The sequence below is a fragment of the Westiellopsis prolifica IICB1 genome (assembly GCF_004323185.1).
Classification (GTDB): Bacteria; Cyanobacteriota; Cyanobacteriia; order Cyanobacteriales; family Nostocaceae; genus Pelatocladus; species Pelatocladus prolificus_A.
Genome location: NZ_NAPS01000001.1, coordinates 2627657 through 2641441 on the forward strand (window position 1 = coordinate 2627657; position 13785 = coordinate 2641441).

General features: G+C 40.4%; 5 protein-coding genes. 1 reads left to right on the forward strand and 4 read right to left on the reverse strand.

All coding sequences use genetic code 11. The features are described from left to right. Nucleotides 1–125: 125 nt before the first annotated feature. From B4U84_RS10980 to B4U84_RS10995, 4 genes are all read right to left on the reverse strand, one after another. Nucleotides 126–4424: a two-partner secretion domain-containing protein gene (locus tag B4U84_RS10980; RefSeq protein ID WP_131117778.1), complete on the reverse strand. Its 4299-nt coding sequence runs from the start codon at nucleotides 4422–4424 to the stop codon at nucleotides 126–128. 94 nt (nucleotides 4425–4518) lie between these two features. After that, nucleotides 4519–7095, reverse strand: a complete 2577-nt coding sequence (locus B4U84_RS10985; RefSeq protein ID WP_131117781.1) for a two-partner secretion domain-containing protein — start codon at nucleotides 7093–7095, stop codon at nucleotides 4519–4521. Between the two features lie 661 nt (nucleotides 7096–7756). Next, nucleotides 7757–10789, reverse strand: coding sequence for a two-partner secretion domain-containing protein (locus B4U84_RS10990; protein ID WP_131117785.1), 3033 nt, complete (start codon nucleotides 10787–10789; stop codon nucleotides 7757–7759). Nucleotides 10790–10956: 167 nt separating this feature from the next. Further along, nucleotides 10957–12939, reverse strand: a complete 1983-nt coding sequence (locus B4U84_RS10995) for a ShlB/FhaC/HecB family hemolysin secretion/activation protein (RefSeq protein WP_131117788.1) — start codon at nucleotides 12937–12939, stop codon at nucleotides 10957–10959. 158 nt (nucleotides 12940–13097) lie between these two features. Between B4U84_RS10995 and B4U84_RS11000 the strand changes: the two genes are divergently transcribed. Continuing rightward, a complete protein-coding gene (locus B4U84_RS11000; RefSeq protein ID WP_242677598.1) occupies nucleotides 13098–13643 on the forward strand; it encodes a serine/threonine-protein kinase in 546 nt (181 codons plus the stop codon). Nucleotides 13644–13785 lie beyond the last annotated feature (142 nt).

Here is a 13785-nt window from a genome sequence, read left to right on the forward strand (position 1 = left end):
ATTGTTTGGTGGTGGTTAATATAATAAGTAGAAATCAGTTAACAGTTAACAGTTAAGTAATAGAATTTGATAACTGAATAATCGTACAGACGCGATGTTACTCGCGTCTCTAACTGATAACTGATTTAAAACGGTGCAGGACAAGACGCAGAGACTTTACTACTACGCTGAGGAACAGAGGTTGTGGGATCATAGGATGTGAGAACCACTTCGCCCTTTTCGTTGAATATCCATCCTTGAGCCGGGATAATTTCCTTAGTTGCAGTTTGAATTTTTGGTAGATTATTAGTTACATTTTGAGGATTCTTGTTACTAGTAATAGGCTCTAGCAAATCAACGCGGACATTGTCACTGTTGAAACCGTCGTTAGGACCAGATGGGATACCACCGCGTCCAGTAATAACAAATGCACTACCAGAACCTTTCTGACAAGGATTTTGGGCAATTTGGCTACTGGGGTCTGTAGTATTTTCTGGTAATTCACTTAATCCCTGAGTCGGGTCAATATCTAATGTGTTGAGGTTAACATTACCAGAAACACCAGATTGGGAACTAGCGGTAATATCGCTGAGGGGTGTAGAGAAATCACGCGGTTGAATACCAAAGACAGCATCAGCTTGGATATTAATGTTACCTCCATTACCCCTGAATGCATCTGCTCTGATATCACTATTTTCCTGGGGTAAAGCTACGAGCAAGCCAGTATTAATATTGATATTCCCGCCATTACCAGCACCTTGATTTCTACCAGCAGTAGCAGATATCTCACTGTTACGGCGTAATAACAATACATCCTTAATATCTAGGGTGATGTTACCACCTGTGGCGCTACCACTTTCAGCCGTAATTTTTCCCCTGTCTAGGGTAAGATTACCAGCTTTGAGATCTATATTACCTCCCTCTCCGGTACCCGAACTCGTTGCAGAAATAATCCCACCATCTTTGATTGTGACTTGTTTGGGGTCAATGAAAATGCTACCACCTTTGCCTGTGGAACCTTCAGCGGTGTTAGCAAAGATACCGCTTTGTGGACCTTGGTTAGTAACCACATCTGTTGGTTCACCAAAGTTTCTAGCTTGCTCAAATCTTTGATTAAAGTTGGGGTCACTACCACTAATAGTTAAATTATCAGCAACCTTGAGGGTAATATTTCCAGCAGCACCATTCCCGCGAGAAGTTGTCAGTACTTGTCCACCACCAGTAGCACTAAAGTTTCTCGCATTAATAGTGATGCTACCCCCACTACCATCATTAGATGTTGATGCATCTACTACTGCGCCATCTGCAATCCTGAAGTTACCTGTGGTAATAGTAATATCACCTGCTGCTTGAGGCTGAGTTGCTGTTGTTCCTCTTTCCGCGCTGGTAAATATTCCACTAGAGAATTGTGTAGAACCGATGCCAGAAATATCGATAAAATCTTTAGCATTGATGACGATGTTTCCCGCTTTTCCTTTTCCAGGGGGTAAACCGTTTACTTCGCGGAAAACAACAGCACCAATCTCAGCACCACTAGTAAGGGTAAGGGATTTAGCATCAATATTGATATCACCTCCAAATCCTTCACCACCTGCTTCTACATTGCTTCTAATTTGGCTGGAATTAGTAAGTTTGATTGATCCATCAACTTGTATTGATATATCGCCTGCATTACCTTTACCAGAAGTGCTGTTATTGATCAGAGCAGAATTTGTCAAAGAAAGTGATCCTGCATTAATTGAAATATCACCACCCTGGCGATTCCCTGTTGATTGTGGTACTACACCACCAACAAGACTGGAAATTGCAGTAGAAAAATTATTACTCCCAACTCCATCCAGTGAGAGTGTATCGCGAGCATTAATTTTGATCGTACCTGCATTTCCTTGTCCAAAAGTACTGGCGCTAATTCGAGCGCCATTTTTGAGAAAGATGTTGTTTGCACTGAGGTTAATACTACCGCCATTACCATTACCATTTGTATCTACTTCACTAGCAACAGCACTAGGTAGTTGATTACTTCCCACTCCATCGAAAATGGCATCTTTAGTAATGTTAATGGTTATGTTCCCAGCATCTCCCCTGCTAAAAGTGTTAGCAAGAATTTGACCACCATTTGTCAAAGAAAGTGATCCTGCATTAATCGAGATGTCACCACCCTTGCGATTCCCAGTTGATTGTGGTAATACACCTGTAACAAAACTAGCTATTCGAGTCGAAATATTATTGCTTCCAACTCCATCAACTGAGAGTGTATCACGAGCCGTAATTTTGATAGTACCTGCATTCCCTTGTCCGAAGGTACTGGTGCTAATGCGAGCGCCATTTCTCAAAAAGAGGTTGTTTGCACTGATTTCAATCGTACCCCCATTACCTTCACCTGGATTTATTGCTTCGCTTCCAAGGCCACTAGGCTGTCCGTTGCTTGCGACTCCATCGAAAATGGCATCTTTGGTAACATTAATATTTATTAAACCAGCATCTCCCTTGCCAAAAGTACTGGAATTCAATTGACTTCCTTCGGTCAACAATAGTGAACCCGTCTTCACTTGGATATTACCTGCTTTACCATCTCCCTCTGTTTGGGAACGCAGTCGAGAAGTACCTCGAACATTTAGAGATTCAGAGATGTTCAAGTTAATATTGCCTGCATTAGAGGAACCATTTTCTCCACTAGAGCCAAAAGTACCAGTAAATAATAGTGCGCCATTGTCGAAGGAAAGCGATCGCGCAGTAATATCAATATCGCCTCCTTGTCCAGTATCAGAAGTAGAAGTACTGGCTGTACTCTTATTAAAAGAAACATTTGCATTCGGACTATCAATAATAATTTTTCCTGCATTACCAGATGCAAAAGTCGCAGCTCGCATACTGGCGTCATTACTGAATGAAACAGACTCAGAAGCTTTGATGCGGATATTTCCTGCATTCCCCTGTCCAAGGGTGGAGGTAGTTAATGCAGCAGAGTTGGATAAAGATAGCGATCGCGCATTAATATCAATATCGCCTCCTTGTCCAGTAACAGAAGTAGAAGTACTAACTGTACTATTATCGAAAGAGAGATTTGCATTTGGAGCATCAATAATTATTTTTCCTGCATTACCAGATGCATAGGTAGCAGCTTGCAGAAAAGAGCCACCACTAACAGAAACAGACTCAGAAGCTTTGATGCGGATATTTCCTGCATTTCCTTGTCCGAGAGTGGAGGTAGCTAATTGGGAAACGTTGGATAAAGATAGCGATCGCGTATCGATCACAATATCATTAGCATTACCTGTAGCTGAGGAATCAACACTACTACCGATTCCACTACCTTGTCCCTCTAACCCTTGCAAAGATACTTTATCTGTTGCTATGATGTCTATCTTTCCTGCATTTCCTTGTCCAAAACTAAAAGAACCGATTACAAATCTACCAGTTCCTTCTAAACTATTGGCATTAATAATTATATTTCCTGCATTACCTTGTGCTGAATCAAATACCACATTTCTAATTAAACTACTAGAATTACTATCTCCCTCAATTTTCACTGCTCCTGACGCATTAATGACAATATCGCCAGCTTGCGCTGAAGGTGTTCCCAAACCTGATTCAATTCCAGCAACAATATCTCCACCCCCGAAGACATTGAAATTGCGAGCATTGACATTAATACTACCTCCTCCTTCACCAAGTACATTGACAGTAGCAAAGTTTCCCACTGACACATCAGCTTTTGTCACACCATTGGGAAAACTCAAGCTACCATCAGGATTCAACCCAACGGTTCCCGCTTGTGATAATCCTCCTAGTTCAACTCTTGCTCCTGGCGCATACATAATTGCTTGATCTAAGCTAACGTTACCGCCTACTAATGCCAATGTTTCGCCTGATCGCACTCCAAGACCAAAAGTGCCTGCATTATTAGTAATATTGCCAGGATTATCCCGAAATCTCAAACCAATGGGAATATTAATAGTTAACTGCGGTACTGGTTGTGGATTGCTGGCACTAAATTCAAAGTTGTCAAATAATACACTATCGGCTGTAGTGCCAAAAAATGAACCACCACGCAGGTCTAGACTTGCATTCGGTCCAAAAGAAATCCCTCTTGGGTTAATCAAAAATAGATTAGCATTACCTAAAACACCAAGAACGCCTTGGATACTTGAGCGATTACCACCTGTAACTCTGGTGAGAATATTCGCAATACCAGCAGGGTTAGAAAAATAAACACCCCTACCTGCATCAACGTTAAAATCTTGAAAACTGTGAAATAGATTTGAATTGCGAATTGCACCCCTATCAATGCGATCGCTCGGTAAACCGTTAATCACATCTGGATTCACAACAGAACTTTCCACACCCAAGCTAGTATCTGGGTTAAGTTGGGCTATAGCTTTATGTATGGGTGCAAGATAGCCGAAAGTTACTAGAGATAAGATGAGGAAGAAGAGCGATCGCATATAAGGTTTCCTGGGATTTATAGTAGTATCTTGATCTTCTCTGTTGTTTATTAAACAGTTATTGAACTAGAAAATCTACCACTCTTAAAAAGCCTTAAAAACCAGCAGCGCAAACCGCAAAAGTACGAGAACTGCGTTGATAAGTAGCAGCTGTAGGGTCATAAGCTGTGAGAACTACCTCACCTTTGTTGTTAAATACCCATCCTTGAGCGGGGATAATTTGCTTGGTTTGGATAGTTCGTTGTTTAACAGTTGAACTGCGAGAATTACTGCTGTGGTTGGTTGGCTGAACTAAATCAACGCGGACATTGTCGCTGTTGAAACCTTCATTCGGTCCAGGAGCAAAACCACCCCTTCCTGTGACAGTAAATTCACTACCGATACCTCTTTGACAAGGATTTTGGGCAATTTGATCTGTGGGGTCTGGTAAATTATCTGGTAATTCAACTAATGCTTGACTAGGATCAACATCTATGGTGTTGAGTTGCACAGTACCATTCAAGGTTGCATTTTGTCGAGAAATAGCTGTGATATCGCTAGTAGGTTGCTTTCTTGGGTCTAAGTCTTGAGGACGTAATCTTTGCCAATCTTCACGAGTCCGTACAAATAACCCAAAAACACCATTAGAATTAATTACAACTTTTCCTCCCTGACCTTGATCAGCATTAGCTATGATGTCGTTGTTACCAAAGGGTTGGGCAATTAGAAAACCCCGGTTCTTGGTGAGGGTGTTAATGTAAATATTGCCACCATTACCATTTATAGCTTCAGTAGAAATAACACTTTCACCACCCATAAACAAATAATCTTGAACATCAAGATAGATATCACCACCATTTCCTGAAGTTGCTTGTGCGGTTATACTTCCTTTATTTTCGAGACGAATTGTATCAGATGTCACTCTGACTTCACCTGCATTTCCACTACCTTGACCATCGACAATAATTTTTCCCTGGTCTCGAATGATTAATTTGGGAGTTTTTAGGATCACAGTACCACCATCACCGATTGTGTTGTCACCAAGGACTACACTAGATATCGCGCTACCCTTTCCCCTAATTTCTGTTGATTCGGAAGCTGTGATATCTAATGTGGCTGCTTTCCCGGCGCTGATTGTACCTGTAACTAATTGTCCCCCATCCGTGATTTTTAACTGGCGCGTTTCTAGAGTTAAGTTTGAACCTGAACCTGTACTACCAAACTGGACAATCGTACCAATTGCAGTCGGAAGGGGAAAACCTGCTAGTGATAGCTGACCTTTAATTTCTACAGAGTCATTAGCTTTGATAAATACATTACCAGCTGACCCTGCTCCATAAGTATCAGCACCTATTTGTGAGCCACCTTGCGAGATTAATCGGTTAGCTTGTATGGTTAAATCGCTACCATTACCAGTAGCATTTGGTGAAACAGCAGTGTATATGGTACTGGGAACTGAATCATTGGTTGAGATTCCGCTGACCTCTAAGGTATCAGCAGCATTAACGCTAACATTTCCCCCAGGTTGAGAACCTGTAAAAGCAAAAATACCAGAACCATCGGTAAGTTTGATATTTCTTCCCTGTACTTGGATTTCTCCAGCACCCGCTTCACTACTACTATCTATTGAAGCTTTTTGAGTCAGAGAAATATCTCGGAAACCTGGTACATTTGTATACCCTAGTTGCCAGCCTTTATCTATAGGAGTGATACTAACAAAACTGGAATTATCAACACTTCCAACTTCAATTCTACCGCCATCTGCTAACAGATTTCCTCCTTCTAAATTGACATCACCACCCACAAGAGCAAGGGTTTTACCAGGTTGGACTGCTAAACCTGGAGGAGGAGTTGAGTTTCTGCTGAATTCTAAAAATTCTGGATTGAACTGGAGATTGTTACCCGACCCTTGAACACCAATTATTCCAGGATTATCCCGAAAGCGTAACCCGATGGGAATGTTTATGGTTAATTGTGGTGGTACTTGAGCGTTCCTAGCGCTAAATTCAAAGTTATTGTCAAAGACAAAACTATCAGCTGTCGTCGCCAAAAAAGAACCACCCAAGTCTAAACTGGCATTTTGTCCAAAGAAAATTCCTTTCGGATTGAGTAAAAATAAATTAGCATTACCCAAAACACCAAGTCTTCCAAGAATATTCGAGGGATTACCACCAGTGACTCTGGTAAGGATATTGGCGATTCCAGCAGGATTGGAGAAATAAGCTCCCCTCCCTGCATTTACATTGAAGTCTTGAAAAGAATGGAACAAATTTGACCCACGAATTGCACCACCATCAATGCGATCGCTTGGAATATCATTAATTATATCTGGATTCACAACTGAACTTTCTGCACCCAAGCTATTATCTGGGGTAATTTGAGCTATAGCTTTACCCAAAAACATCAAAATCATCAAGTTTGGTAAAAATAAAGCTATAGCAACTAACAATGTTGATCTCTTGATATCCCCAACTTGAAAAAAGGGTGTGGGAGTGTAAGGGTGTAAGGGTGTAAGAGGAGTTCTATTTTTATATTTGGTTGTGGGATTTTCCCGTGATTGACTAGCCTGATTCAAAGCAGGACTAATATTTTCTTTCTCGGTAGATAATAGAAACAGAGGTTTACGTCTGTATTTGTTGCAACCTTGAAAACTTATGTAATTACCGAATAACCCATGTTTTGTACATAGCATAGTAGAAGCCTCCTTATTTCAGGAGAGTGATAAATCTCAACAAACAGTTATTCATTTAGAACTTACGCACTGTACAAATTGTCTATTGTGCATAATATGTTCATAAGGATATTTGGTTGTCTGGGAGTATTATCGATTTTAATCGCGTAATGATGGCTTTATACGATTTTGGATTTTAGACTTCATCGTGAGCGCTCAGTCGAACGATTTTGGATTGGGAAACTCTTTGTGTATAAGAGTTCTATGAATCTATCTGTCACATTCTTTTTTGAAATTGGTATAATTCCGGCGATCGCTACGGACTTGTTTTTGAACAAACGCATTTATTTTGGAACAAACGCATTTATTTTGGAACAAACGCATTTATTTTGGAACAAACGCATTTATTTTGGAACCAAGGGACTTGTGTTGTGAACCAACGCACTTGTGTTCTGAACCAACGCACAATTTAGGTCTTTTCACTTTGTGTCTTAGTGTCTTTGTGTTAAAAATTTTAACTTTTGAACCACCAAGACACTAAGACACCAAGAAAAATACATTTCACCACCAGGGTTGATCCTATCATCAAGGGTTTTCAACCCTTGTCTGTCTAGCTGCGGCTGACCATTACCTTATGCAAGATGTTAAATTTGATAACTGATAATTGATAACTGGTCACTGGTCACTGGTCACTGGTCACTGAACAAGCCGCAGTTGCTTGAGAAGTACGTCCCTGAGTAGAATTGGTGGGATCATAAGCTGTCAAAACGACTTCACCTTTTTTGTTAAATATCCATCCTTGAGCAGGAACAATATTTTTGGTGGTCTGACGAATCACTGGTGACTGATTAATTTTGAGATTTGGGGAATTACTAGTAATGGCGACAGGTTCTACTAAATCGATACGAGTCTCGTTACTGCTAAAACTATCACTTGGGCTGGATGGTAAACCACCCCGTCCAGTAACGGTGAATGAACTACCAGAACCTTTTTGGCAAGGATTTTGGGCTATTTGATTTGTAAGATCTATAATATTCTCTGGTAATTCGGCTAATCCTTGACTGGGGTTAATATCCGTAGTGTTAATTTCTACTGTTCCATTGAACTCTAGTCCACGGTCAGAAGAAGCAGTGATATCACTATCCTTACTACGGAAGAGATAATCAGCTTTAATAAATATATTACCTCCAGACCCTTGTTCGGCATTGGCGGTGATATCACTATTTTCTAAGGCTACTAGATTACCAGTCTTGATATTGATATTTCCACCACCAACTGTACCGGTAGCATTAGTTGTAATATTGCTATTGCGACGCAAGATTAAATCACGGGAGTTGAGGGTTATATTACCTTGACCACCTCTAGTTTGAGCGGTAATTAACGCATTGTTATCTAGCCGAATGTCTTTAGCTGCCGTAACTTCTATATTACCTGCTCGTCCTGTGCCTTGACTACCAACATTGATTCTTGCACCGTTATTAACGAGTAAGCGTCCGGTTGTAATCTTTAAGCTTCCACCTTGGGCTGAAGAATTTGGTAATGTATATGCGTAAATCCCGCTAGCACCAGTATCATCACGACCTAACCTAAACTCTGCTGTTCCTCGTCCTATCCTCTTAACTTCTTGGTTAAATACTTGCTGGAAATTAGGATTACTGCCTGAAATGGTGATACTATCAGAGGCATTGAGGTTAATTTTTCCTGCATTACCTCTGCTTGAGGCAGTGTTAATAATTTTTCCACCACCAGCCAAATCAATTACACGAGCATTGACAGTGATATCCCCTCCCGAAAACGCTCCTTGAGTTGCTGCTTTTAAACTTCCTCCATCACTGATACGCAAAGTATCAGCGTTAATAATAATATCACCAGCAGGCCCTTGGGCATTGCCGACAGTATTTGTTACCAATGTGCTGTATACGTCTCGCGAACGAGTTAGGTTGAATTTATTTGGGTCACTGAATAATGGATTGATACCGGAAATCTCGACTATGTCTTTGGCATCAACCTGAATAGTACCACCAAACTTGCTATTGTCTAATGTTCTTGCTGTGATTGTTGAACCTTTAGTAATAAAAACTGACTGTCCTGATAAAAAGATATTTCCAGCATCACTGGATTTTGTAACTGTGTCACGCAAATCAGTAAAGATTACACTTGATTCCACTAACACTGGACCTTTAGATATCAATCGAACGTTACCAGGATTTCCTTTCCCGTAGGTTGTAGCAGCAATTTGACTGTTGTTGGTTAAGCTTACTGAAGTATCGCCCTGCAATAATATGTTTCCAGAAGCAGCAAGATTATTTCCACTAAAGCTAGTACTGACAAGATTAGCGTTGTCTAATAAAATAGAGCCTTTCGCGACTAGTGAAATATCTCCCTCGCCTAGCCCTCTATTACTGGCACTATAAGTGGATATGACTTTATTCTCAAGATTTACAGTTCCAGGTACGCCTTCCCCAATTAAAGTGATATCACCATCGGCTGTGAGTGAAATGTTGCCACTGCGACCTATGCCGACAGTACTATTGTTTTTAAAGTTACTCGCATCCAATGCAGGCTTATCTTCTGGTGGAGCGCCTCTTAACGGCCAGTAAACAGGATTACTGATGTAAATATCTCCCGCTACAATATTAATGTCACCAGCATCACTTTGCCTACCAAGGGTACGAGTGCGAATCTGTCCGCCACCAGTCAGTTCCAAGTAATTTGCTTTGACATTAACATCACCTGCGTTACCAGTAGCATTTTGATCAGCAACATTTTCTACCAAGCTTTGTCCGTTGATTTTAATCGCCTCAGTTGCGTCAAGGGTGACGTTTCCAGGGACAGAAGTACTAGCTGTTAAGTTTGGTTTAATCCCAGCAGATACGGTACTTCCGGTTTCTATATTTAAGTTGCGAGCAATGATATTTACACTACCCTTTCCTTGATCTGCAACATCAATCCTGGAACCATTTCTCAGAAGTACATCTGCTCTGGTGATCCCATTGGGAAAACTGAGATTACCATCAGGGTTTAATCCTATAGTTCCAGCTTGCGTCAATCCTCCTAACTCAACTTTTCCTTCTGGTGCGATGAGGCTTCCTGCATCTAAGTTGACATTACCGCCTACTAATGCTAGGGTTTTTCCCGTTTGTACTTGAAGAGAGCCATTATTGCTAATACTGCCGGGATTATCTCGGAATCTCAACCCGATGGGAATATTTACATTTAACAGTGGGACTGGTTGCGGATTGCTGGCACTAAATTCAAAGTTGTCAAATAATACACTATTGGCTGTAGTGCCAAAAAATGAACCACCACGCAGATCTAAACTAGCATTCGGCCCAAAAGAAATTCCTCTTGGATTGAGTAAAAATAAATTAGCGTTACCTAAAACACCAAGTCTTCCAAGAATATTCGAGGGATTACCACCTGTAACTCTGGTAAGAATATTAGCAATTCCAGCAGGGTTGGAAAAATAAGCTCCCCTCCCTGCATTTACATTGAAGTCTTGAAAAGAATGAAACAAATTTGACCCACGAATCGCACCTCCGTCAATGCGATCGCTCGGTACACCATTAATCACATCTGGATTTACAACCGAATTTTCTGTTCCACCCAGGTTGCCATCTGGAACAATTTGTGCTGTAGTTCTATTTTGCGATACCAAAATGCTGCAAATAGTTGGGGATAAGGTGAATAGAACTAGTAACCAAGAAAATTTCATCGTCAATTCTCACAGCGATCGTAACAACAAGCAAGCATTTTTTCTTCTGAACTCTCAATCTCCCTAAGCAAAGTCAGAACGCGAGTCACCAAACGAAAACACTACTGAAACCCTTACCAATGACTCTTGTACAGACGCGATTTATCGCGTCTCTACCAATGACCAATCTAAAACGGACTATAATTGATTGAGAAATACAAACCTTGTTCTTGCAATGTCCGATCTCTATCCCCTTCAATATCAATGAGAGGAACAGCATAGTCAAGACGAGCGCTAAATGTTTCACCCATTTGCCATTGCAAACCCAAGCCTGTACCAATTAAGGTATTGGTATTAGGATCGGGAGTAGAATCAGAGTCATTATTCCAGCCGACACCCAAGTTGATAAACGGTATGACTTGCAAAAGTCCTTCTACTTGTCTTTGGCGCCAAACAGGAAATCTGACTTCCGCGGAAGCAAATAAGCCATTATCTGTTAAAAACTGATCTTGTCGATAACCCTTGACAGTTTGTAAACCTCCCAAACGAATCTGTTCGATGGGTACAAGGGATGTGCTTGCGAATTGCATTTCTGAACGCAATACCAGCAACGTATCTGGTGCTAATAAGCGCACATACTGTCCTTGTCCTCGCCAAGCAAAATAGCGACTATCTGGAGCATCGCTGTTAACAGTAGCATCTAACCAGCCTACACCAAGACTAAATTGCGATCGCAAAGCAAAGACTTGTTGAGAGTTACGTTGAGTGTACTCCTGAAAAAACCTCACTGTTGAAAGGCGAGTTCTTCCTTTGTCATCTGAACCCGCAGATAAAGGAAAGTTTTCTCCCAATAATCTATTTTCGCTTTGCTGTCTAGAGAAACTTAAACCGAGTGCAAATTCTTGAGTCGGAGTTTGGAAAAGTGGCTGGCGTACATTCAAATCAATGTAATAATAATCACCTGTAATATCAATTCGATCAAAGGGTGGTTCTACTACTGTGACAGCCGTTCTACCAGTGTTGAAGCCTACGGTACCGTTGCGAGCATTAATCGGAAATGCGTAACCTAAGTCAAAAGCGTTACTACCATCACTGTTGATGAATTCCAAAGATAAGCGATCGCCAAAGCCCAATAGATTACCTTCACTCAGGTTAACACCCCGACGGAAAGTTCCCACACTTGGATCACCAGCGTTATCAGCAAATATATCTACTTTGAAAGAATCTGCTTCTACAACATTTACTTCCAATAGACTTTGGTCTGAACGGGAACCTGTAGATAATTCCGCAGAAATATTCGCAATTAAGGGATCAAGTTGTAGTAATTGCAGTGCTTCTAAAAGCTTTTCTCGATTTAAAGGTTTGGAGGTTGCTAAAGCAATGCGACTACGCACATAATTCGGTTGTAGACGCTTTGTACCCGTCACCCTGATATCTTCTATTCCACCTTCAATGATTTGAACTTTAACAACAGCACCTTCTCTTGCAAAAGTTTGTTCTGCTGGAATCACCGCACCGGAATTAATGTACCCCGAACTGATGTATAGATTAGTAATGATATTTTCAACTTGTAAAAGTTCAGCAAAAGTTATCGGTCGGTTAAGAAAAGATTTTATTGCTTCGTTTAACCGTTCATTACTAAATGCTGTGTTTCCTTCAAAATCGAATTTTTGAATTGTAATAGTTCCAGGAATTCCGGGAAGTGTTGGAGATTCTGGTGGTGGAGATGGAGTTGTATCTAGAGGAGGTGTAGGTGATGGTTGTGGTGTTGGGATTGGCCTTGGTGGTGGTGCAGGAGGAAGAGGACCAGGAAGTTGCGATAAAATCAGAAATTTATCCAACTCTTTGTCTTGATTGCTGTCAACTATTTCATGTAACTTAGAAGTATTGGGAGGATCTGATTTGAGTCGAACATCATGATTGAGAAAATAATATTCGTTCCCAATATCTGTTTCGTTATTCTGGCTGATTTGGTTTTCCACAGCAGCTATGGTATTTTTTAGCTGTTGTATGTTGTTGACCTGTGTTTCATGACTTCCCATAGAAAAGCTGTTAGTGTCCGCAGCCTTAGATGGTAAGTTTCCAGCAGAAGCTTTCAAAGCAGAGAACGCTATCAAAACTTCCAAGAATAAAGAAACAGTTAAATTCAGTTTCAAAGTGTGGTTGTGCATTAAAACTTGATTAACTTTTATTAATTAAACTTAAATACCATAGAATATGGTTTGTAGTATAGAGAATCATAATAAAATTTAACGAGGTAGTTTAGGAAACTAAAATGAAATATAGGTAGTTATAAAATATTGCTTTAAATGAAGGAATATATATTAAGATGACGGAAGGCAACAACAATCTATTATGTGGCCGCTACCAAATCATCCAAGAGCTAGGCAGGGGAGGTTTTGGCGTCACCTATCTGGCTACAGATACATCCTCTAATGTATTGTGTGCAATTAAAAAACTCGACCCTCTCAATGCTGATCTAGAAACAGCTAAAAAATTTTTTCATAGAGAAGTTAATATCTTAAATACTTTACAGACCAATCAGCAAGTTCCTAAGTTCTTTGACTACCTGGAAGAAGACAACAATTATTATATTGTCGAAGAATATATAGAAGGTACATCCTTAGCAGAACTAGTTCATGAAAAATGGCCAGAATACACTGTAGTTAACTTCCTACAACAAATTTTATCAGTACTAGCATACTTACATGCAAAAAATATTATTCATCGTGATGTTAAACCCTCCAATTTAATTATTAGAAAGGGAGACAACAGGTTTGTCTTAATTGACTTTGGCTCTGTGAAAAAAGTAGATAATCAATATCAATCCTCTCGGGAGCATCCCAATTTTGCAAAAATAGAGAGAGAAAAATAATTCGCGAGATATCATCGCGAATAAATAGGGAGTTTCAATCTTGCGGCTCTTCCTCCTCCTGTTCCAACCCAGAACGAATATCGAGGAGACACTCATCGAGAGTATCAATGATTCTCTGTAATTCTTCCCAAACAGAGCGTCG

What these genes read in the sequence shown, in the direction of transcription:
- B4U84_RS10980 (WP_131117778.1), bottom strand. Translation starts at nt 4,424, where the DNA reads ATGCGATCGCTCTTCTTCCTCATCTTATCTCTAGTAACTTTCGGCTAT.
- B4U84_RS10985 (WP_131117781.1), bottom strand. Translation starts at nt 7,095, where the DNA reads ATGCTATGTACAAAACATGGGTTATTCGGTAATTACATAAGTTTTCAA.
- B4U84_RS10990 (WP_131117785.1), bottom strand. Translation starts at nt 10,789, where the DNA reads ATGAAATTTTCTTGGTTACTAGTTCTATTCACCTTATCCCCAACTATT.
- B4U84_RS10995 (WP_131117788.1), bottom strand. Translation starts at nt 12,939, where the DNA reads ATGCACAACCACACTTTGAAACTGAATTTAACTGTTTCTTTATTCTTG.
- B4U84_RS11000 (WP_242677598.1), top strand. Translation starts at nt 13,098, where the DNA reads ATGACGGAAGGCAACAACAATCTATTATGTGGCCGCTACCAAATCATC.